General features: G+C 57.7%; 13 protein-coding genes and 1 pseudogene. 5 read left to right on the forward strand and 9 right to left on the reverse strand.

Annotated features, from left to right (window positions below):
• Positions 1–597: 597 nt before the first annotated feature.
• The 7 genes and pseudogenes from AC0L3K_RS12160 to brxF all read right to left on the reverse strand — a co-directional run.
• Positions 598–851, reverse strand: a pseudogene (locus AC0L3K_RS12160) (integrase); the annotation flags it as partial.
• A gap of 373 nt (positions 852–1,224) precedes the next feature.
• Positions 1,225–1,944, reverse strand: a complete 720-nt coding sequence (locus tag AC0L3K_RS12165; protein WP_473366086.1) for a hypothetical protein — start codon at positions 1,942–1,944, stop codon at positions 1,225–1,227.
• Complete coding sequence (pglZ, locus tag AC0L3K_RS12170) at positions 1,941–3,941, reverse strand: BREX-3 system phosphatase PglZ (protein ID WP_473366087.1); 2,001 nt, start codon at positions 3,939–3,941, stop codon at positions 1,941–1,943. The genes AC0L3K_RS12165 and pglZ overlap by 4 nt, the downstream gene beginning before the upstream one ends.
• Positions 3,938–6,751, reverse strand: a complete 2,814-nt coding sequence (locus tag AC0L3K_RS12175; protein ID WP_473366088.1) for a DEAD/DEAH box helicase — start codon at positions 6,749–6,751, stop codon at positions 3,938–3,940. The genes pglZ and AC0L3K_RS12175 overlap by 4 nt, the downstream gene beginning before the upstream one ends.
• Complete coding sequence (locus AC0L3K_RS12180; protein WP_473366089.1) at positions 6,748–9,486, reverse strand: DNA methyltransferase; 2,739 nt, start codon at positions 9,484–9,486, stop codon at positions 6,748–6,750. The genes AC0L3K_RS12175 and AC0L3K_RS12180 overlap by 4 nt, the downstream gene beginning before the upstream one ends.
• Before the next feature lie 43 nt (positions 9,487–9,529).
• A complete protein-coding gene (locus AC0L3K_RS12185; protein ID WP_473366090.1) occupies positions 9,530–13,255 on the reverse strand; it encodes a DUF6079 family protein in 3,726 nt (1,241 codons plus the stop codon).
• Positions 13,256–13,280: 25 nt separating this feature from the next.
• Positions 13,281–13,757, reverse strand: a complete 477-nt coding sequence (brxF, locus tag AC0L3K_RS12190; RefSeq protein WP_473366091.1) for a BREX-3 system P-loop-containing protein BrxF — start codon at positions 13,755–13,757, stop codon at positions 13,281–13,283.
• 314 nt (positions 13,758–14,071) lie between these two features.
• Between brxF and AC0L3K_RS12195 the strand changes: the two genes are divergently transcribed.
• From AC0L3K_RS12195 to AC0L3K_RS12215, 5 genes are all read left to right on the forward strand, one after another.
• Entirely contained in the window at positions 14,072–16,360 is a 2,289-nt protein-coding gene (locus tag AC0L3K_RS12195) for a helix-turn-helix domain-containing protein (protein ID WP_473366092.1), read from the forward strand.
• A 188-nt stretch (positions 16,361–16,548) separates the two neighbouring features.
• On the forward strand, positions 16,549–17,310 hold the full coding sequence (locus AC0L3K_RS12200) for a hypothetical protein (RefSeq protein ID WP_473366093.1): 762 nt from the start codon (positions 16,549–16,551) through the stop codon (positions 17,308–17,310).
• Positions 17,311–17,673: 363 nt separating this feature from the next.
• On the forward strand, positions 17,674–18,435 hold the full coding sequence (locus AC0L3K_RS12205) for a hypothetical protein (RefSeq protein ID WP_473366094.1): 762 nt from the start codon (positions 17,674–17,676) through the stop codon (positions 18,433–18,435).
• Between the two features lie 35 nt (positions 18,436–18,470).
• Positions 18,471–19,160 carry a DNA-3-methyladenine glycosylase gene (locus AC0L3K_RS12210; RefSeq protein ID WP_473366095.1) on the forward strand — a complete coding sequence of 230 codons (690 nt, stop codon included), beginning with the start codon at positions 18,471–18,473 and terminating at the stop codon, positions 19,158–19,160.
• Positions 19,139–20,173, forward strand: coding sequence for an agmatine deiminase family protein (locus AC0L3K_RS12215; protein WP_473366096.1), 1,035 nt, complete (start codon positions 19,139–19,141; stop codon positions 20,171–20,173). Before AC0L3K_RS12210 ends, AC0L3K_RS12215 begins: the two co-directional genes overlap by 22 nt.
• A 101-nt stretch (positions 20,174–20,274) precedes the next feature.
• Here the strand turns inward: AC0L3K_RS12215 and AC0L3K_RS12220 are convergent, their stop codons facing one another.
• Positions 20,275–20,676, reverse strand: coding sequence for a hypothetical protein (locus tag AC0L3K_RS12220; RefSeq protein ID WP_473366097.1), 402 nt, complete (start codon positions 20,674–20,676; stop codon positions 20,275–20,277).
• A 29-nt stretch (positions 20,677–20,705) separates the two neighbouring features.
• Positions 20,706–21,719 (reverse strand): hypothetical protein, encoded by a 1,014-nt coding sequence (locus tag AC0L3K_RS12225; RefSeq protein ID WP_473366098.1) that lies wholly within the window; start codon positions 21,717–21,719, stop codon positions 20,706–20,708.
• Positions 21,720–21,759: the final 40 nt, after the last annotated feature.

Below are 21,759 nucleotides of genomic sequence, written 5' to 3' on the forward strand. Positions count from 1 at the left end.
TAGTACAGCTACCGGCCTACCCGCGCGAGCGCGGAAAGTAACTTGACCATCATAGCTACCGGTCTACCCGCGCGAACGCGGCTGACCTAACACTTAGATCATTCGGCCCTCGACGGCAATCCATCGTCGCCAATTTAAACAGGCATGGTTAATGCCGCAACCAGACCCGCGTTGCGCGCCGGGAAGGAGAGGAAGGTCCGTCAAGCCATATGCGGCGGGCCTTCCCGCCGCAGTGCGCGGCTCCTGGCGGGCGGAGACAGTACGGCGATCGTACGGGGCGACTAGGACGGGCACGAAAAAAAACGCCGCCAGCCTGGTCGGCCGGCGGCGTCGGGGATGGCCGGGAAGCGGTCCCGCGCTCAATCTAGCCCATCATGCCGTCCATCGAGCCCAGCGCCAGCAGTTGCACCGAGCGGTTGTCCGAATGGTCGTAGACCTCATGGAGAACGCGGAGCCGCAACTCGGCCAGTGGCCGCTTTCCGTAACATCTGCCATGCGAGCCGGCGGTCCCTCCCCAACTGATAAGCTTTGATAACTTGCTTATCAGTCGGCACGTGGGCTCAGTCGTGGAATAACGTTAGGGTTCCTAGGGGGTCGCTAAGCAGCCAGGCGGTGCTGCTCTTCGGGCTCTCCGGACGATGCCCTCTTCAGGAAACGGGCGAGCGTAGCTTTTCGCGAATCGCGGTCCAACGCGTAGGCAGCTTGCTTGAACTCGATGCCGTCAAGGAACCCTTGAATGTAGGCAGAGATCGTGTCCGCAGCCATGATAAGCGCGGTGTCGAGCGTATGGACGTATTTGCTCGTCACCGAACCCTTGCGTGACCGACCAGAGCGGCGATGGTGACTTCGGTAATCCTCGGCGCGGCGATGCTGTTCGCAGTCTGCAGCGTGCTTCACTGATATGGTTTGGCTTCGGACCCGTTTACGCTGGGCTTGCCGTTCGCAGCGAGGCTCGTTCAACAGGGGTCCTTCACTAAGAAGGGCAGGAATCGCTACTAGCGCCCTTGAATCTCAGCAATAATCTCCTCCATCCACAATGAGAATCCTCAACAGTAAATTTGCCTTGTTAGCGTTTGCTGAGGCTGGCCAAATGTTATCGAGGATAAGCGACAGGTTTCAGAGCGGGTTATCGACGTTATGCGCACGGTCAGGGCCCGCATTGACCTTCGCACTATGGAGCGTCGGGTATCTCACGACTGGGATGTTAGGAGATAAGTCCTTCCACTAAATTCCTTTAAGGCCGACAACCTGATTATTCATGCTGTCCGACCGGAGCTCCACTGCGGCGGAGTTCGACAGGACATAAGACAACGACCTACCGAAATCGAATGGATAGGCGACTGGATTGGAATCCATGGTCGCGATCGCGAGCGGCCTCCGCGCATAGCGGACACACGCTTCTACGAGCCAAGTGATCACTTGGGCATCGTGCACCGACAGCTTCGGCCGTCTGACCAAGCGTTTGCCCTTCTCGGTGCGCTCGATGGCGCCCCAGCTCTCCTGTGTCTGGAGCACCATGTTCGTCATCCGGCGAGTGCCTTCCCGCTCTCCGTAGCCCTCGGCCATTCGCCGATGCACTTCCGCTGAAGCGCAATCCCCCTGCAACGCTGTGAGGCGGCCGACAATCTCCGCAACTCGGCCAAAGAACGGGTAAGTCGTGATTGCCATGGCCCAGCTCAGCGCCAGGATGGGCGTGTCAGGTGCCTCGCGATAGAGCTGGATACCTCGCTCGGCAAACTCGATCAATTCGGGACGCGGTTCAAGCCAGAGCCGATTGAGCACCGTCCGGGTTTTCTTCTTCGCGGCCAGGCCAGAGTGAGTCGCATCGATTAAGTGGATTAGCTCCTGCAGTTCTGATGAGCCCGCGCGGACTCGCAGCGCGGTGGCCGCCCAATCGAGCTCTATGAAGCGATCAAAACCGATCTGTGGGGCTGTTGCTTTCACGTCCCGGTACCCACGCGACTTACCTTAACGAATGGCACAATCAGCTCTTCAACAGAGATGCCTCCATGGGCGACGATCGCCTCTCCTTGTCGAATAAACGCCCCGCGCGTGCCCGCGTAAAGCGGCAAGAAGTCTGCAGGCAGCCCAGCTATATCAAGGCGGAATGCGTCGAGTTCCGCAGGTATAAATTCGGCTAGAATTTCGCTTCTGTAAGTCCGGACCCGCTCGCCCCGGGTTTCCGAAACTGCGCCCTGATTTGGGCGTCCGACTCCAACGACATCGACGTTTCCGTGATCGGCCGTCACGTAGACGTGGAAACCTTGGTCGAGCAGCATGTTGAATAGGCGCTCGACGAATCCAGTCTCACACCAGCCGGCGATTTGATTTGCAATTCCCCGCTTGCCGAGGACGGCTCCGTGGACGATCTCATCGATGGTGTCGATGACTATCCCTGCTACGCGTGTTGTCGGACTGGAGATAGTGGTCGCAAGCGCCGGCAATTGCGCGGTTTGCTTGATCGCTTTGCGAAAAAAAACCTCATTGGCGCGTAGGCCATGATCTTGCCAGTACCGAGACCAAAGCGCTGGTTCCTGGGATGTGGTGTCGATGGAATTTGCGAACTCGCGGGGGCGCAGGCCGGAGAACAGCGCCTGACGGGACACGGATGTCAGTGTCGGCAGCCAAGCGAAGCAGGCGCCTTCTTCGAAAGAGAGATTCGGGGCGCGCTGCGCGACACTTTCGCGGATCTGGATCCATTGATCCATGGCCATGCCGTCGAAAACCAGCAGCGCCACGCGAGTTTGACGCGGATCGTGCCGGAGGGAGATATAACGCGGGACGTGATGCACCATCACGGGGCTCTTCGCTGCTGGCAGAGACGGCAAATCGGCATAGTGCCTAGTGACCCAGGCGCGCAGATGCTCGTCGGCGGCTTTCTGAATCGCCGTGACGTGTGTTCCGATCGCCTCCGCGCGGTCCGGCTTGATTCCATGGAAACGGAAGATCATCTCCCCCAGACGCCGGGAGAGCAGCAACCAATCCCGGAAGGACGCATCTGTCGACGGAAGCTCGCCGGCGACGCGGTGTATACCTTCGATGACCAGCTTTTCGAGGGCGTTCGGATCCTCCACGATGCCTACTCGCATCCAATCTGGAACGCCTTCTGGTCGCTCCTGCGTTTCTAATGGCTGGAGCATCCCGTCGAAGAACATGGAATCGACGATGACCCGAACATCGGGATGCTCGAATGGGATCGCAGCGTCCGGGATTTCTTCTGGAGGCTTTGCGTCGGCTGCGCGCGAACCAGTGACGCCTTTCAGCGAGAGGAAGTGATCCCAGGCGCTTTGTACCACACGCAGCAGGAAGCTTTTTGAGGAGAGGAGGTCCCCAATTGGAAGTGTGCCGAATGCCGCCTTCGCTCCGAGGACCATGGCCACATGGCCTGCGAGAACCGGCGGGAGGCCATCGCCCCGATAGTGGAGGCGCAGTAGCTCACGCCACAGATCCTCGGGGCGGGAGATCAAGTAGGGACTGATCCTGAAGATATGAGTGAGGATGAAGTCCTTGGTGGCGCCGTCCCCCATCGACTGCGGATTGTGCTGATCTTGAGCCTCGAATAGACCCTCGTAGTACTCGGAGCCGATCTGACGGACGACGCTGTAGCTGAGTTTCGGAAAGAGGTTGGCCAGGCTCAGACTGGTTCGGCGGCCGGTCCGCAAATAATCCCACGGCAGCGCGTCAACTTCGGTTCCGCGCAAGTGCAGGATGAGGGCGCGAGACGGCGCGGGTTCGCCGCGAGCCCAGGCCGCGCGGTATCGCTCCTCGTACTCTGTCCGGAAAGCGATGGAATCCTCGAAAGGCAGGAGCTCAAAGCCGCGCTCGCGCAGGCTGGAAAGGATGCGCTCGTCGAGCAGCAGGTCGTCTGGATCGGAGGCGATCCAGAACCGCGACAGATCTTGCGGGAATTCCTGCAGTATGCGGTCAATCCAACGGCTCATAGTTGCGGCGCCGTTTCTTCACCGATGCGGAGCATCAGCACAGCGTTGAGATCGGGGGTGTACGCTTCTGCGTCATCAAGCTGCGCCATCCGCGCTTCATGTTCGGCCAGAAGCCGCTTACGTCGATATTCGCGCACGTTTGGAAGCCCTATCCGGCCGATTGTCTGATGGCGGGCTTCATAGGCGTACTGGGCCCTCTCTCGCTCCTCCCGGAGCCGGCTCCGATGCTCCTCCACTAGATCTGAGAAAACCCGCTCGCCTTGCACAACCGCTGCACCCTGCGAAACATCGAACCAGCGAGTGGTCTCGGCGATCGCAGCCGGCGCTGCCAACGACAGCTCTTCGGTAAGGAGCAGGTCCCAAATCCTTTTTGCCGTCGGCATGAACGTCCGACCGTCATCGTTGACGAAGACGGTCAGGAATCTGCGATGGCTGAAGTCATCCGCTGACAGACTGATTTCCCAGAGCGACCAGACCCCCCGCACTGTCTCGGGCAGCCCAGCAATCCTAACCATTGGGAGAGGCTGCCCAGCCACACATCGCGGCAATTCGCTGATGACGGCCCTGGCGCGTGGGTCTTCAAGGGTTACCCATTCGAGTTCGGGGTGCTCCTCGGCGGTACGGGCATCAAAGCAAACCCTGGCGGACTCGCTGCCATCCACCCAGCGTATTCGCCAAGCGTCGCCGTCCTTCGTGGCCGCGCCGCCTCGCGCCGGCAGCCCGCTGGTGATGGCTCGTTCGAGCCAGTATTGCGCCGGATGATCGCGCCACTTCCTTGCGTCGTCGACCTCCAGCTCGTGGCCGTCGGAAAGCAGTTCGCTCTGCTTCCGGCTGTCGGCCAATGTCGCCTGGAGCTGCGAGACGACCGCGTCGCATTTCGCTTCGATCGCCTCAGGGTTTTGCAACCCCTCGACGAACAGCTCGTCGAACAACGGCTCTGCCGCGACTGAGTCCATCACGTCGGCTGCTTTGTCGACACCGAATTCCTCGGCGATAATGGCAAGCTTGGTTTCCAGGACTTCGCGAACGCGATGTTCGACGGTGTCATCGAGCACGAAATTGATCGCTCGCACGATGTGTGGCTGTCCAATGCGATCGACGCGGCCGATACGCTGCTCCACGCGCATCGGATTCCACGGCATGTCGAAGTTGACGATGACATGGCAGAATTGAAGGTTCAGACCTTCGCCGCCGGCGTCTGTCGAGATCAAGATGCGCACTTCTCGAGCGAATGCCTGCTGCGCCTTGGTGCGGGTGTCCAGATCCATGCCACCGTTCAGGGTGACGATCGAGAATCCGCGGCTTTGCAGGAAGTCGGCCAGCATCGCCTGCGTCGGCACGAACTCCGTGAACACGAGAAGCTTCAGCTCGGGGTCGTTCTCTTCCTGCTGAAGTTTGTAAATCAGCTCGAGCAGCGCCTCGGCCTTGGCGTCCGTCCCTTGGCTTTCGGTCCTACGCGCGAGGTCGAGCAGCGTGTCGACCTCAGCCTTCTCCATCTCCCAGCCTTTGGTCTGAACTGCGATGTCCACTTGGGTCTGGCCGTCGAGTTCGGCCCACTCCTCGACATCGGCGTCGTCGAATAGCGACGCCTGGAGCTGGGGCTGGTCGAGCAGCGCGTGCCGCTTTTCGAGGGTCGTCCGGATGGCAGCAGTGCTGGATGTCACCAGCCGCTGCATCAGGATCATGAGGAATCCGATGTGACGCTGCTTCGCCGCCATGGCCTGGTTGTAGCCGTGGCGGACGTAATCAGTAACGGCCTCGTAGAGCTGCTGCTGGGCGGTGTGCCGATCCTGCCATACCACCGCGTGCAGCCGCGTCATCCGCGGCTTGAAGAGTGGCTTGCCTTCCGCATCGATTGCGGCCCGTTTCTCGGTGCGGATCACGAATGGTCGAACGCGGTCGCGGTTGACGCTGCTCTCGTCGGGGAACGAGTCGCGATCAACAAGTTGCATGAGCCGGAGGAACTGGTCCGTCTTCCCTTGGTGCGGCGTCGCGGAGAGGAGGAGGAAATAAGGCGCAGCTTCCGCTAAGGCTGCACCCAACTTGTAACGGGCGACCTGATCCGTGCTACCGCCCATGCGGTGCGCTTCATCGATGATCACGAGATCCCACGATGCCGAGATCAGATCCTCGAAGCGTTCGCGGTTGTAACTACTGAGCTGTTCGATACTCCAGCCGCGTCGCCCTTCCAGCGGCTTCACTGAGTCCAGCGAGCAAATCACTTGATCGTGCACCCGCCAGAGGTTCTCCTCGTCGCTACGCCACTGGCGTAATGCCGACAGCTCAGCAGGCTCAATGAATTGAAGTGTTTCGCCGAAGTGCAGCCGCATCTCGGCCTGCCATTGGCGGACCAGCCCCTTCGGAGCTACGACCAGAATACGGCGGACCATGCCACGTAGCTTCAATTCACGCAGGATGAGGCCGGCCTCGATTGTCTTGCCGAGCCCGACCTCGTCGGCCAGCAGGTAGCGGATTCGGTCGCGGCTCATCGCCCGATTCAAGGCGTAGAGCTGGTGCGGCAGCGGCACGACGCTTGACTGGATCGGCGCCAGCAGCAGATCGTCTTCCAACGCGTCAAGAAGCTTTGCGGCGGCTGCTGTGTGCAGGATGTGCTCTATCGATGGTCGAACGGCATCGAGTGGGAGCAGATCTTGAGCGCGGGCCCGCACGATGGCGTCATTGGCCGGAAGCCAGACGCGGTAGGCGGTCTCACCCCACACGTCCTGGCGCTCGACGACGCGGCAAGGCACGGCATGCCGTTCATGCCAGCACCACTCGCCAACGACGTGCCCGCCGCCCACATAGGTCACGCACCAGCCTCCATGCGCGTCAGCGCCTGGTCGTACCAGAGCAGCAGCTTCTCGTCCTCCTGGAGCGCCTCCTCGGGGACCTTCTGGGCGATCCCGATGATGGTCTTATAGTTCTTCGTGGCCCAGGCATTCTTAAAGCCTGCGCGCAGCACCTCAAGTCGGAATTCCTTCAGCCGGCGTCCCGGTGCCGCCTGGTAGGCTTCAAACTCCTTAAGCAGTGATTTCTCACGCTTCTGCTCCAAGTCCTGCGCCTTGGCCGGATCCGGCACGTACCATCGATCCTTGGCCTTCGCATTCAGGCGTTTGTCGCTTTTTTCCAAGCCACGAAGGTCCTTATGGTTAGTGGAGAGATAGCTGTGGATCTGACTCGGTACACCGTTCGAGCCATCGTAGCGGAGGAAATTAGCGTCCAACAAGGCGGACAGCTCCGGCTTCGTTTCATGCCTTTTCCAGCCGGCGCCGAGCTGAGTAATAAACTCCGGGTGAAGTTCTTGATAGGTAGATGGGCGTTTACGCAGAAAGTCGGTAAGCCAATCTATGGCGCTTCTCTCATCAGCGATAAAAAGCTCCATCTGAGGCGCCAGCGCGACAAGCGCACGCTTCTTATCGTACTCCGCTGCTTGCTCAGGCAGAAATACCATGCCGTCACGCTCAACGAAACGCTGAGAAACTCCTACTTGGAATTCCTGGGTCGACATTGGCACAGGGCAGTTGTGACGAACGAACCATGCGACCATGCGATCGAACATGATTCTGGGATCGCGTTCCGCGATAAACTCAAGTGCGGCAGCTTTTACCTTTACGGACGGCAGGTAACTCAAATGCGTCCTAACAAAATCCCAAACGGACTCCTCACCACCGCCGGACTTACTAAATCGTTCCTCCAAGCCTCCATTCGGCTTATAGGCTGATATTACCAGATCTTGCTTAACAGCGGTCGTGGTCATGACAGCCTTGAAACTTCCCTGCTTTTTGTCGAGGGCGGAAACGTTGGCAACAACAAAGCCGGCTTCCTGCAAGCCGGTTTGAATCGTGTTCCAAACCGATGCCTGAGTATTTGAAAATTCAACGGTCATCCATCGACCAGGCTTCAGAACGCGATAAAATTCCTTGAAGCTTTGGGTCAGCAAAAGACGGTAGTCGTTAATCTCCTTTTTTTGAGTGCCGCTGACTAAGGCTTCGCATCGCTGGCTCGTAACGACGCCAAGGAGCGCCTCCCAAAAGAAATTCAGTTCAGAATAGTCAATGTTGCTCCCGAACGGAGGGTCCACAAATATATAATCTACGCAAGAATCCGGAATGGCGGACATCGCCGTAGAGCTCTGCGTTGAGATGATGCTGCGACGAGGTGTCGAGCGTTGATAGCCGAGGCTGGATGCAATCGTTTCGGCATTTCGGAGAAACGATTTTAAGACATTAGGTGGAGTGGTAAGCGATCCGACATAAAGTGTCCCCGAAAGCGGGCCGCCACCCTTACGATCAGCTCTGAACCTTCGCATTTTTGACGCATAGGGGAGGCACGCTGTTAGCGCAAACCGCAAAGCATCACGAAGCGCTGGGTCCTCGACTTTATCGATGCAGCGCATCAAGAGCGCCACAGCAAAAAGTTCCCTGGTTGTGAAGAAATGGTGAAGATGAGTAATGCCACGTGGTACGTTTCGCTGTGTCTCCCGGCCGGCAATAAGAGGTACGATTGGAAAGCCAGATTTCGTGAGCTCATCTTCCAATTCGCTGATAGCAGCGGCGTCATCCGCATCAGGGATTTTCTCAAAACGACTAGTGCCAACAGAGTAATTTATTAAGACGGGAACTGTCTTTGCTTGCTTGTGCGGTGTTTTCAGCAATGGATCGATGATAGTCTCGAAGGTCGTCTCCCACTCAGATTCCTTCGACACCACGCCGCACGTTGGGCACCGGAGGCTCGATCGCATCGAGTCCTCTATCTCATCGACGGCAATAGAATAGAACGAATGTTGCGCGCCGCAATTCGAGCATGAGACGACGTCAGAGTAGAGAACAAACTCCACCTCACCCTTTGTAGCGCCCGGCCTGCGGTAGTGCTTGTGCTCAACGGACTTCCTGTCGCGCACCTTCCAGCCATTATGATTGGTTGCGTAAAGAGTTCCGTAGCGGGCGCTTAACTCATCCACGATCGTTCGGGAGATATCTGAGAAAGCAATAGCATCTAATGATCCATTCAAATTTCTGGCGATAAAAGTAGCGATTGGCGATAAGTCTACGAGAATGGCACTTCGATTTTGTCCTACCTGAGACACTGCAACGCCAGTCATTCCGGTGCCACAAAATCCATCGAGCACCAGGTCCCCCGGCCCGGTGTAGTGTGTAATGTATCGCATGATGGCCTTATGAGGGACCTTCGTGTGATAGCTGTGTGCGTTGTAGATGGGATCATTCTTTCCCTCGCTGACGTCTGCCACGAATGGTTCGGTGCTGTAATGCGCGGAGATTTCGTGGGGACGTCCGGAATATCTCACGAATTCGACGAGCCAGGGATTCGGGCACGCTGTGTAATACGGCGGATCGGACATTGCCAAGATGGCCTCGTCCGTACCTTCTGGAAAGCCGTCCTCCCTACGGAACACCGGATCTTTTAGTTTTTCGGCCAGGAGCGTTAGGAAATGAGCCCTGCGCTCGTCATCGTTGGGAAACTGAAGTCCCAAACATTCGACCGAACTATTACTTTTGCTGGTTATCGTTCGCAGGAGGTCGTCCATCGGCAACTCTCGCCTTTCCTGTTGTTGTAGCGTTTATCGCGGCTCACTCTACGACGAAGCGAAGCTTGCTGGTGTCTTTGCCCTTGCAGCGGTCGGTCAAGAACGCCTCGAATCGCCTGCGCAGATCCTCAGGCGTCGCCGGTGAGCCGCCCTGGAGGAGTGCCTTCTTGATGTCGTCGCCGGAGACGCTGATCTTCTCTAGGCCTGACAGCGCTTCCTGTACTGCGGCAACGAACTCAGGCGTCACGAAATCCGGGAGCGTTTTTCTCTCCGAGAAACCGGTCACGATCTCACGGAATGACGCCTTCAGGAGCTCGAAATTCGACTGGATGATCGGGTCTTCAAGGTTTTCGACCAGCGTCTGAACCCAGTTTTCGAGAAGCTTGTCGAGCTCCTCGTCGAGCTGCTTGAGCACATTGGAGGCGGGCAACAGATCGCCTTGTTCGCTGGAAGGTCGGAACTGGCAATGCAGGCAGACCGGGCTCGCTGAAAGCTCTGACTCCACCAGTGCGGCGCAGCTCTTCAGCTTGTCGAGCTTGTCGTCGAAGCCGGTAAGTTGGCTGGTTGGCATAAGGGAAATCCCGGCCAAGGCGCGCATGGCGACGAGCCGTGAATCCTTACGCAGCGCCGCCTTGCTCTTTTCTTCTGCGACGCCCAAACGCGCTTTGCTGTGCTGGCCAATATACGCGGTGACGTAGCTCTTCTTGAGCTGCGCGAGCGTCTGGCGGTACTCGGCCCCGTGCTGAGCGGTCCGATCCTGTGCCAGCTTGTCGAGGACCTGCTTTCGGGTCTCCTGCGCCTTCTTCACCCAGGCATCGTCGGGCAGAAGCACCATCTCGCCTTGCGACAGATAGCTTGCTGTTGTCCCCAGTTCAGCGACCATCTCCAACATCCGCTCGACGGCAGAGAGAACATCGAGGTTTTTCTTCTGCGCCTCAATGTCGTCCGACCCGATACGCAGGTTCTTGAGCTTGCCGGCGGTGTTGTAGGGCGACAGGCTTTCAGTGAACCCCTTTAGCCCATCCAGCCTGCTGCGCCAGTCACGGACCTCTTCTTCGCGCAGAAGTGGCTGCCCCCAGAAAGTCAGTCGGTTCTGCATGTCGGTCGTGACGTTGAGGACCCGCTTCACCAATCCGCCGACAGCTTCCATTAACTGCTTCACGGGCTCCTCAGAACCCTGGGTAGCAAGTTGCGCAAGACCCGGAGACAGCGCCAGCAGTTCAAATAGAGACCGAAGGACCGCGACGTTGATCTCCTTCGGCGCCTCAACGTGCTTGAACTGCTTCAGCTCTTCGAGCGGTCGCTCGGCGAGGAGCGTGATCTTGCCGGAGTCCACCTTGTCGCCGGTGATCGCCAACACGATGTCGCCGGAATAGACAAGTCCGCCAAGCACCGTAACCAGCAGGTCCGGCTCCAGGCGAAACTTTACGGGCGCAAAGTACTCGACATCCGTCGCGCCACTCAACAGTTCGCTGCGATTGAGCACTTGGCCGTGCCCCTTGGCCTTCAGGCGCGCGAGAATCTCCTGCGCGTAACGGGATCGGGTCGGGTCGATGCGATCCCCGTCCAGCATCTCCAGCGCGTCGAGCACTCCGACGGCGTCTTTGGTCCTCGTACCGCCAGCGAGCGCCTTGAGCGCATTGCCCACCAATTGCCGTCGATTGGATTCGGTGACCAGCACGGAGAAGGTCGGATACTCCGGCGACACTTCGCGGAACTGGTTGTTGAGCGCCAGGCCGGAGATGACATTGACTACATCACGGAAATTGATCCGTTCCTCCGGCCCCAATCGCGCTTTGTCCCGAAGGGACACCCCCTTGGTCCATTCTTGCAGGGTCTTCGTCTTGCCTTGATAGGTGACCTCGTAGGCGGTCATCTGCTTTTCCTGCAGCCACTTGCTCATGTCCTTCAAGGCATCCTTGGCCTTGTCGAGATAGGTGGCCTTGGCTCCGCCGCTGGCGGTCGAAGCCAGATCCTGCGCAGCGGCGAAAAAGGACAGATGGCGCCGGATAGCGTCGTCGAGACCTTTCAGGCGAAAGAACACCTCGTCGGGCTTATTTTCATCGCGGAAGCGCGGCGGCTCAAATGGCTGGATGAAGTAGATGTAGAAATCGCGCTCGGGCTGGGCGGTGGGGCGATCATTCGGAGCACCGAAGAACAGGTATCCGTTACGATCAACGCGGCGATCCTGCCATTCGATCTGATACTGCCAGATCTGATGGCCGGTAACGTAGGTGGTCTCGTCCGTTCGCTCCATCAACTGACGGATTGCACCGTAGTACGCGCGGTCGAGTGCATCGTCCGATAGGGCCTCTGCACGCTTCTCGATTTGGGCGTCATAGTCCACGTCCTTCTTGAGATCGAGATAGTACTGCTCGGTGTCGGGCGCCTTCGAGATGAACTGGCCGTTGACGGTCTTGAGCGTCTCGCGCAGTACGGTTTGCACAAGCGAGAGAAGATCCGCGGCAGGGTCCCCGCCCATATCTTCAATTCCAGGCTGATAGAGGCACAGCGCATCGCGAAGCTCTTCAGCCGTTGGACCAATGGGGACGTAGATGTCGCCGCCGGTCGTCAAGCGATGCACAGACAGGCCATCGATGATGCGCAGCGCCATCGGCCGGTAGGCAGGCCGTGTGAATGCCTTGCGCACGCGTTCGGCTAGAACCTCCGACACCTTGAGGACAGGACCGATGTTCGGATCAGCCCGCAGCACAGAGTTGGACGTCACCGTCTCCCAGAACTTGTCGAAACCGATCAGCCCGGGACGTTCTGTCGGGACGTCGCTGTTCAGGATTGCTTGAATCTGATCTCTCAGGGTTACGAGCGCGCCGCGCTTCTCCGTAAAGACCAAACGTTCGAACGTGCCAATGTAATCCGGATGGACGGGGAAGAGCCGCACATACTCGTCCATGCGTTCGTTCATCGAGCCGTAGAACTTCGCAAACGGCGTCAGGTAGGTGCGGATCTTGTTCTGCTGATCGGCCGATTTCTTCAAGAGCCGCTCCGCGACAACAAAGCTCACGTCCTGACGGGCCAGAAGAACCTGCGTGAAGCGGTCCTTCACCCGGCGAAGGCTGTCTGCGACGTGCTGGAAGCGGCTACTATCGAAGACCGCTTCCTGCACGCCGGCGACGAACCGGAAACGCAAATGCTTTGTGACCTCACCAATTTCTCGCAGGAAAGAGAGATCGAGCACGAGATCGTGGTCCCTGCGAGACCGCAGGTACTCCAGAAACTCATCGACGACGAGAAGGACGCCTTGGTTCGGGTGAACCTCGGCGAAGGCCGCCATCATCTCCTCGAACGCCGCCTTGTTGTTGATCACTTTGTCCGCGGGTGGGAAGGTGAAAGCGACGCCATGCTTTTCGAGGAACAACTCCAGTTGCTGCGTGATGATGTCCCTCAGAGACATCTGGCTCGAGATTTCGATGCGGTGGACCTTGAATTTTCCTGCAATGGCGCTTGCGGCATCGGAAACCTTTTGATGCCGGATTATCGGAACGTATTTCGCATCCTCCGCCACCAGCGACAGCACGGACATCAGGTGGGACTTACCGGTGCCGTAGTTGCCGACTATTAGGATACCCTTGTGATCTATCGACTCGTCGAAGGAAAGCTGAGGGATGATCTGCTTGGTGATCCGCTCAGCCATGTCATCGGAGATAACGTAGGTCGCAACCAGCTTCTTCGCCTCGTCAGGGCGATTGGCATCAAGGAGCTGAATGACCGATTCGATCGGCTCAAACTGAATGAGATCATTATAGCGCATTGAAAATTGTCCCCCGGCCAATGCATTACATTTTGAATGGAACGACGCCTTCGGCGCCGTAGTCGTGATGTTCTGGATGCCCCGTCGAAGCGTATGTAAGCCGATTCTCTTGAATATCTCCGGGCCATGCTGCAACGACACGTCGTCCATGGGCCAGACGCTTCATTAGATCGAGGGGATTGAGCTGCAAAGTCCGGTCGAAGAGCAGCTCGATGTCGTCAAGAATGATCAATTCGCTGGCTGCGGCGTTGTCGGACAACTCCCGGAGTCGGTCTGGCGCCCGCAGGTGTCGGCGGGACATGGGGACAGACAGGAGCGCTCTTCCAAGAGCGGCGCCGACGTTTAGGACGGACGTCTGATGACGCTTGGCTAGTTCCGCGAGGAGCTCTGACTTGCCCGCGCCGGAAGGGCCGGTCACAAGCACGAGTTTGCAGTTGAGGCTTCCGATTTCGTTCACCAGACGATCGAGCCGGTCTAGAGTTTCCTCAGCGATCACGATCATCCCTCTATGGCCGGTACTGCGCCCGCGCTCGCGGGCTCGCTGCACCAGCGGAGCTCTCTGGCGCTCAGTAGAGTGATTAGCCGATCTAGCGCTCGTATGGCGGCCGGATCTCTGTTTGGCCTGCGTCGCTTGAGGGCAGGGCAGAGGAGTGCCTGTCGGACGGGGATCTTATCCATTCTCGCCTCGGATTTGTGTTGCTGTGCGGCCCAGGAACAGCCGGGGGTTGAATGCTATCTCAACGGCCTAGAGCTTAGGGCCAAAAAGATCAAGGATTTCAGAAGCTCCCCCTGCGCAATGGAAGGGCGAACCAGATTATGAAAAATAAGTATTGCATATATGCTAAATTCAATTTACATATCATCGAGCGGATTAAACAAAGGGAGATTGTCATGAATGATGTTGCCCAGGTGCCGATCGGGATCGGTCAGGATATTGCGCAGTTTCGAGCAGAGATTGGGGCGACCCAAAGTCAGGTTTCTGCGAAGTCTGGGGTCGATCAGAGCCGCGTATCGCGCATTGAGAAAGGCGAAATCGGTGCGATCAGCGAGCTTCTCCGCGTTATCGGCGCTTTGGAGGAGATGGGATCAAAGAGTGCAGGGGATTATCGCTCCTACCTCGCCAAGAACTGGCAGTTCGTCGAAAGACCCGAGTTCTCGAACCCGCAGCGCAACGTCATCGAATTTGCTGAAGAGGCTCTGAGTGGAATCGATCAGTTCCTCAAGGAAGAGGAGCGTCCTTGGCCGTTGAAGCGGCAGATTGAGCGGCAAAGATCCGCGATTGAAGCCTCTGCTGCCTACCTTGCAAGGATGGAGCACCAGATTGCCTTTATTGGCGAGGTGGGGGTCGGGAAGTCGACGGCGATCAGCTTCCTATACGGGCTGCTCGATCCCTCGGGAGCCGATCTTCGCGAGCGCGTCGTCCTCGAGACGGGGGGCGGGCACACGACGCTCTGCGAGGTCAACATCCGACGCGGCCCGGGATACGGGGTCGTCGTTCAAGCGCAGTCGGACGAGGAAATGCGAAATCTTATCGGCGACTTCTGCGCGGCCACATGGCTACGACGCGCCGGAACGGACGTCCAAAAGAACGACACCGTGAACGTTAGCGAAGAAGTCCAGCGAGCCCTGCGCAACATGTCGGGGCTCACCGTGAAACGCGAACGGGACGCTCAGGGCAAGACGAACTCGCGCGACCAGGCGCTAGAGCTTGCGGACCATTGCGCCACGGAAGAAGAGTTCCGGTCTCGCGTCATCGAGCGGATGAAGCTCGAATTGCGGACACAGCGCGAAATTTGGGTCGAGGATGCTGGAGCGAAGACCGCCATGCAGCAGATGCGAAAGCTCTTCCGGGATATCAACAACGGTCGCGTGGCCGAAGTGCCGTTCCCGGCATCCATTGACCTCGTCATTCCGGGGTTCGGAGCCGATTTGTTGGGCCTCACTGTCTCCGCCGTAGACACCAAAGGGCTCGATGAAATCGCCGTCCGTGCTGATCTCGATGCGCGCCTGAAGGATGCGCGGACCCATGTCGTTCTCTGCTCGACTTTCAATCAGGCTCCCAGTACGTCAGTCCAACTACTTCTCGATCACCTGCGTAACGCCCACGGGATGCGTGTGGATGTTGGCAAGGTTTCGGTCCTCGCCCTTCCGCGTGACGAAGAGGCTATGGCAATCAAAGACGATAGCGGTGAGCCACCGATCGACGATGAGGACGGATACAATCTAAAGCGGGAGCAGATCCTCAGGACGCTCGCCAGCGGCGACGGCGCGTTGCGTGGAGTTCCCATTCTATTCTTCAACGCCAAGAAAGATGACGCCAACAAGAGCCGCCGCGAAATACTGGAGCAAATCACCCGTCTACGAAAGAGTTACGAGGAGAGGCTCCTCGATGAATGTGCAGCGGCCGACGAGGTCATCCGTAACCACCAAACTAAGGCCTTCACGGCAGCGGTGCAGGCGGTCGCCGACAAGTTGGGGCACTTTCTAGGTGCGCACGCGCCTTTGCCGCCACGCGTCCGGCAACCTGAGCAGGAGTTGATCGAAGCTATGGGGGCCATTCGTTACGCATCGACCATCTGGGCGATGACGCGTCGGAAAGGTGAGTATTACAACTTCAGCGTCAGCCATCAGGTGGGAGCAGGCGGAGCCAAGGACGCTTTCCTCCGGTCGCAGGCATGGTTCGAGAAGCTCCAGGCTGTTCTTGACACACTGAAGCAGGATCCTGACCTGGCACTCGCCCAAAAGACGATCCAGCAGGTAGAGGCAAGCGCAGCGGGTTGGCGTCGATCCTTTGCTGATGCCGTGCGCACAGCGGCTGTTGAAGTTTATCGCGGCCCTATGGAAGCGGACGCCAGTTTGTGGACGAAATGTGCGGCCCAGTGGGGTGCCGGACCGGGTTTCAAAAACCGAGTGGAGCGCCTTATTCGCGAATGGTTCCAGAGCCAGACTGAGCTGCACCAGAGACTTGAAGGCGTATCGGCCGCTCTTTGGGAAGAAAACGTGATTCGCCCCCTTGAGCGTCTCTCTAACGAAAGTGCCGGTGACCTGCCCGAAATTGCCGGGGCTTCAAACGTGGTGCCCTTTGCGCGGACAGCGTCCGGCTAGTTGCATGCAACGTATCGCATGAAGCTCGCCCTCGAAGAGGGCGAGCTTCACTTTCGCCTGTGAGCCGTTTAAGCGGCGCTTCGTCATAGGCAACACCGGCAACTGACAACCATTTACACGTACCCATAATTCTGTCGCTGCAGGGCGACGCGCCTTCCAACGACTCTAATTCCGGAGACTAATCCAAGATGGCCACTTCCTTCGTCACTTCCAACGCTGCTGCCCTTCCGGCCCATGGACGCATCGCCTGCCGCCGGTGCTTCACGTCCGATCAGCAATCGCAAACGGTTGGAAAATGGCGGATGGTCAATGACCCAGCTGCTTGGGGGGCCGCCACTCCGACGGTTCTCCTCCTAGGGTTTTCCAAGGGATTTACCCAAGCTGATGCGTTCCGGACTGGCCGCTTCGAGGACATCCCTTTCAAGGATATGCGACCGCGTCTGACCGAAGAACTACGGCTGCTCGGCATCATTGGGAAATCTGAGACCGTCGACCAGAAGATGGTCGAGACCGAAACCGAAATCGGCTTTGGATCGTTCGTGCGATGCAGTCTTTCGCGCACCAACAAGGAGGGTAAGCTCGTCTGCACCGGCGAAGTGATGCCGAAGGCCTTCGTGGAGGAGATTCTGGTCAATGTGGAAACTTGCGCGCGGACCTATCTCGCCGATCTCCCCTCTTCGGTGAAACTCGTTCTGCTGCTCGGCACCACGGATGCTTATGTTAAGGGATGCCGCAGCGTGATCCGATCACTCTACGGCGACCGGTTTTCGCCAATCAACGATGTTAGCTACCGGACCGGCGACGTAACCTGGGTACATGTCAGTCACGCATCGGGCATGAACGGGCATCACAATACTTGGATGGCCGGCGATCCGTCAACGAAGCCCGGGCACAAGCGCAACTTGGCGATAGACGCGATCCGCTCGAGCGGCGCGCTGCGGGGAAACTGAGATGAGCCATCCCGGTCGTTGCTGGCCGCCTTGGCCGATCGTGTTCTGCAGAATCATTTGATCGAGGCGTCCAGGCGCCGAAGTGGGGTAACCGGAACGCGATTACGGCGCTGACAAACGCGTTTCAACGAACAGAGGGAAGATGCACGAAATCGCGGGAATACTCATTTGTTTCGGCTACGAATATTGACCCCCTCGTCAAATGGCCACGCCGATTCACATGTTGTCCGTCCCTTTTGATGAATCTCGAACGCTTCGGCAGGGATAGCATTGAGCGAGAGGGCAGAGAGTGGACGTTTCAGGGCTCATCCGACGAAGTTGGAACTATTTGACAATGGAATTACAATTGGCAGACTGCTCCGCATGTTGAACATGCGAGCACCCTCGACGAGCCGAAGACAATTCATCCAAGGATTTGCGACCGCAACCCTTGCTCAGGCCGCGACCAAAATTTTGGGTGCATCAGTCCAGTTGTTGAGCGACCCCTTGTCAGAAATCTCCGTTTTCGCTTGGCAGGATGCCCGTGCCACAGAAACAGCGGTTGATTTCTGGACAGCCCAATTGGGAATGGTCGATACGGATAGCTTGCCAGCGTCCGCTCGCGTAATCGTCCAATGGAGCGATGTGTGCTTACGCCGAGCAATCCATTCACAGCTGTCCGAAGCGAAGCGCGCCATTGCCGATTATTACAGAATCTCGATTCCAAGGGATGGCCTGAATTCGGAAGATTTCGTTCGTGGAAGAGACGCACCGTCTACCGTGCTGACTTCGGTCTGCACCAAGGCCCGAAGCGGATCTATTGCCGTGGTCGACATTGGTTCGTGTGGATTATCTAGTCTCGACTGGGCAGATATTGTCCCGCTGCTGAAGCATTCGTACGAAACCGTTATTGGTGTCGACTACGCACTTTCCGAATTGGATCTGCTCGACTCCGATTGCAAAGACCCTGGCTGCCCGATCGATCGCGGCTCCTCGAGCGTACTTATGGGCTGCGACGAGTTGAGGGTGACATCGGATGATCTGCTTTCAGCAGACCCGGTCGTTTCTTATGAGCAGCGGGCCGAGCTCTACACCGCATACATGGCTGAGATCATCAACGAGTTGTCCAGCAGATGTTTTAGCTGACGAAGGCATCTTTACTGCGGGGGGAGGAGGATAGAATGATCATGGGGCGACAGTTTCTTGAAGGCATCGACAGCGATTTTTTTGCTCGTCGGGTCGAAAAGGTCGCGCCAGACCTTGTCGGTTGCTTTCTGTTCACCATTTTTGACGGCAAAAAAGCCGGCGGAATGATCCTTGAAACAGAAGCATACGACGAGAACGATGTATTTTCCCATTGCTTTGTCGGAGCCAGCGATGTCGCCAAAGCTGAAAGTGGTCAGATGTGTGAGGAGCCTGGGAACGTCTACCTGTACTGGGCGGGAGGACTCGCGATCAACATCTCCTGTGATCGGAAGGGCTTCGGCAGTGCTGTCTTGATCAGGGCGATCGAGCCGCTAGACCAAGGCCGCGCCGAAATCATGAGAGGCTATCGCCTTGACGCGCCTGGGGCGAGCAAGGAGTTGCGTGGCGAAAACTTCAGGTCAGTTCTTGCGAACGGACCCGGAAACGTTGGAGATTCGCTCGGTCTTGATGACTCCGAATTCAAGCTTTCCAAGAGCGGCCAGCTTACGATTTTTCGGAACCCGTTCGAACTCTATCACCGGTCCGAGCCGTGTTCCCTCCTGGCGACCGCGCGCAAGGGTCTGGACAAGATGTACGAGAGGTTGGTCAGAGATGATCCCGGCCGGGCCGGCCATAAGGATGCAGATGCTCACTTGAACAGGCAATGGCGCTGGGTTCGATCCTGACAAGCTGGCGCCGCATGACGCGCAATGGATTTGTACCTGACTGGGCTCTCCACTCCTTCTGCTGGATGGCATGGGGTCTTCATCCTGAATGGGGTGCGGCGCTGGGCGCGATGGCTGACGAACTGCAACAGGTCGTTACCGCAATTTCTGATTTCGAGCCAGTTCGTCTGCTGACGCCGCGGCACCAGGTGCGTCAGGCCAGGGCGAGATTCCCCGGGGCCAATGTTGAGATCATCGAAGCACCGGTCGATGACATCTGGATGCGTGACATCGCCCCATTGTACATCGTTCGTGGGTCAAGGGTGATTCCGCTCGATTTGAACTTCAACGGATGGGGAGCGCCAAAATTACGTCCGCAGCGCCCCGGGGATCGTCTGGCAGGTACGGCTCGACACCTCTTTGGCGGTGAGATGATCAACGCTGGTTTCGTAGCAGAAGGCGGCGCATTCGTTGTCGGCCGCAATGGCGTTGTCTTTACGACCCGAAGCTGCCTCCTGAACAGGAATAGAAACCCCCAGTTGAGTGAAGCGGATATCGAGTCTGAACTCCTCCGCCTGGGGGCTACCAGGGTGATCTGGCTGGATGGCGACGCCGGCGAGCAGATAACAAGCGGACATGTGGACGGCTATGTCCTTCCAGCGGAATCCGGCGAGCTTCTTGTTCAGGCCTGTGAGGACGATGATCCCTCTGCGGAAGCAAGGGATGCTGATCTCACCCACCTGGGCGCAACAAGTGAGGCGGGCGGATGTCCGTTCAGGCTGAAAATTGTCAAGGCCCCGCGCATTGCATCCTCAGAGGACAGCCTTTTCGCCGCGACCTACCTCAACGCGTACACGCCAAACGGCGCAGTGATTGCCAGCAGATTTGGCGACAAGGAGAGGGACCGGCAGGCGCGGATGGCGCTCGCGGAAGCATTTCCCGGGCGCGAAATTCGGATGCTCAGCACGCCAAACATTGCGCGAGGCGGTGGCGGCATTCGCTGCCTTGTTCAGCCCGTGCCGGCCGCCAGGTGACGGCAGAAGACAACTAGCGTCGCGATAGCGAAGATGGGGGTGGGCCGTGCTCCTCCGTCGGCCCGGTCCTTCAATCACATCCAATGTGTGAACCCTGCCCATCACCGTCCGCTGTCGGCCACACACGAAAGCAACCAGGCAACCGTTGCCTTCCGCTTGAGCAGCCGGAGCAGCAGCTGGAAGTCCTCCGCTCCGATTTGATCGCGCAGTTGTCTGAGGGCGTGAGTGATCGCAGGAGAAAGCCTCTCTTTTTGCTTCGAATTCAGATCTGAGATTCCAGTTTTCCAGTCAGCCTTGAACTTGGCAACTTTGGACTTTGGAAGCTCGCAACCAAATGTGAAGGTCTTTGGATTTCCTCGCATGGTAATGGAACCAGAAGGAGACTGACCGCCATAGCGACGCACCAGCGTGTCAAACAATGGTCTGTAGTCGAAATGTTCGGCCATGCTTGCGACGCTCAGAACCAGCTGCGCGCGCGAGGCTTTCCTCACCAAACGTGCCATGTCGATACTCCCCAGTGTAAATTCATCGATCAGGGCTGTATTTTCACGCCTGTACCGTCCGGCAGCAGAGAGAATTTCCATATGCTTATATCGAGAGACCGAAGCGCATTCGCGACATCATCAGCAATATCTTCGTCGCCCGGCAGAACCAGAAACTTTCGAGTTTTATGCTCGCCTCCAGAGTGCACGAGGAGCTGTCCGATCGCTGTGTAAAGTGCCTGTCTGCCGACAGAAGTCTTGGCTTCGTACACTTCCGTCAATATGCCGTTCACGCGGACTCCCAGATCGATCAGCCCGTTGTTGAAAATAACTTCGGCAGGCGATTTCGTTTCGGATCGTCGCTTATGCAGCTCGCTTATGACGTCCCCGTGATAGCTGAAGTAGTCCAGAGTTCCGCCCGTGTAACCATTCTTCTGCCCTGAGAATTCGGGCGTGAAGCCGTCGAGGTCGATGCCTTCGTCCTTTGTGTCTTCAGGCCCAAGACGATCTTTCCTCACGAGCTCTTTGAACAGTGCCACCTGCTTGGTGAAGCGACGAATGCGGCCAACCAGCGTCCCGGGGTCCAGAGCGCCGATTACGATGCCGTAACGCTCCTTGTCTGCTTCCGGATCAAACGCGCCCGCCAGGCGATTCCTGCTCCAGGAGAGATACGCGTCCTTGCCGACTCCCTTCTTACCTCCGCCTATTCTTCCGCTGTGCATCAGGTAAAGTTTCTTGGTGGCCGTATCTCGTGCAAAGAAGCCGGACACTCTCTGGCTGTTCGTATCTATCGGAATGTTTAGCTCGACTGAAATGGTCTGACTCGAACGACTAGGATCAAATATGCCGAATGCATTCCAATATCGGGGGATCTCCACCTTGTTCACAAGCTGTCCGCCATACCAGACGTCGCCATCTCCATCTGAGAAGAGTTCGATCGTTTCATTACCCCCTGGATAGCCGACGTTGAGCTTCCCTTGGGAGCGTAGGGTGTCTTCGATAATCCTGCGGAATGTGGCCTGGGCCTTTGCCTTTTCTTGTTTTGAAATCAAGACCTGGAGCATTTGTCGTCCCCTCATCATGTTCTTTATGGTTTGGCGACCA

Source organism: Bradyrhizobium sp. MI1.10, assembly GCF_055811035.1.

Excerpts from the sequence above, each read along its gene's own strand:
- pglZ (WP_473366087.1), bottom strand. The coding sequence starts at position 3,941 with ATGAGCCGTTGGATTGACCGCATACTGCAGGAATTCCCGCAAGATCTG.
- AC0L3K_RS12180 (WP_473366089.1), bottom strand. The coding sequence starts at position 9,486 with ATGGACGACCTCCTGCGAACGATAACCAGCAAAAGTAATAGTTCGGTC.
- AC0L3K_RS12185 (WP_473366090.1), bottom strand. The coding sequence starts at position 13,255 with ATGCGCTATAATGATCTCATTCAGTTTGAGCCGATCGAATCGGTCATT.
- brxF (WP_473366091.1), bottom strand. The coding sequence starts at position 13,757 with ATGATCGTGATCGCTGAGGAAACTCTAGACCGGCTCGATCGTCTGGTG.
- AC0L3K_RS12195 (WP_473366092.1), top strand. The coding sequence starts at position 14,072 with ATGAAAAATAAGTATTGCATATATGCTAAATTCAATTTACATATCATC.
- AC0L3K_RS12200 (WP_473366093.1), top strand. The coding sequence starts at position 16,549 with ATGGCCACTTCCTTCGTCACTTCCAACGCTGCTGCCCTTCCGGCCCAT.
- AC0L3K_RS12205 (WP_473366094.1), top strand. The coding sequence starts at position 17,674 with ATGTTGAACATGCGAGCACCCTCGACGAGCCGAAGACAATTCATCCAA.
- AC0L3K_RS12210 (WP_473366095.1), top strand. The coding sequence starts at position 18,471 with ATGATCATGGGGCGACAGTTTCTTGAAGGCATCGACAGCGATTTTTTT.
- AC0L3K_RS12215 (WP_473366096.1), top strand. The coding sequence starts at position 19,139 with ATGGCGCTGGGTTCGATCCTGACAAGCTGGCGCCGCATGACGCGCAAT.
- AC0L3K_RS12220 (WP_473366097.1), bottom strand. The coding sequence starts at position 20,676 with ATGGCACGTTTGGTGAGGAAAGCCTCGCGCGCGCAGCTGGTTCTGAGC.
- AC0L3K_RS12225 (WP_473366098.1), bottom strand. The coding sequence starts at position 21,719 with ATGCTCCAGGTCTTGATTTCAAAACAAGAAAAGGCAAAGGCCCAGGCC.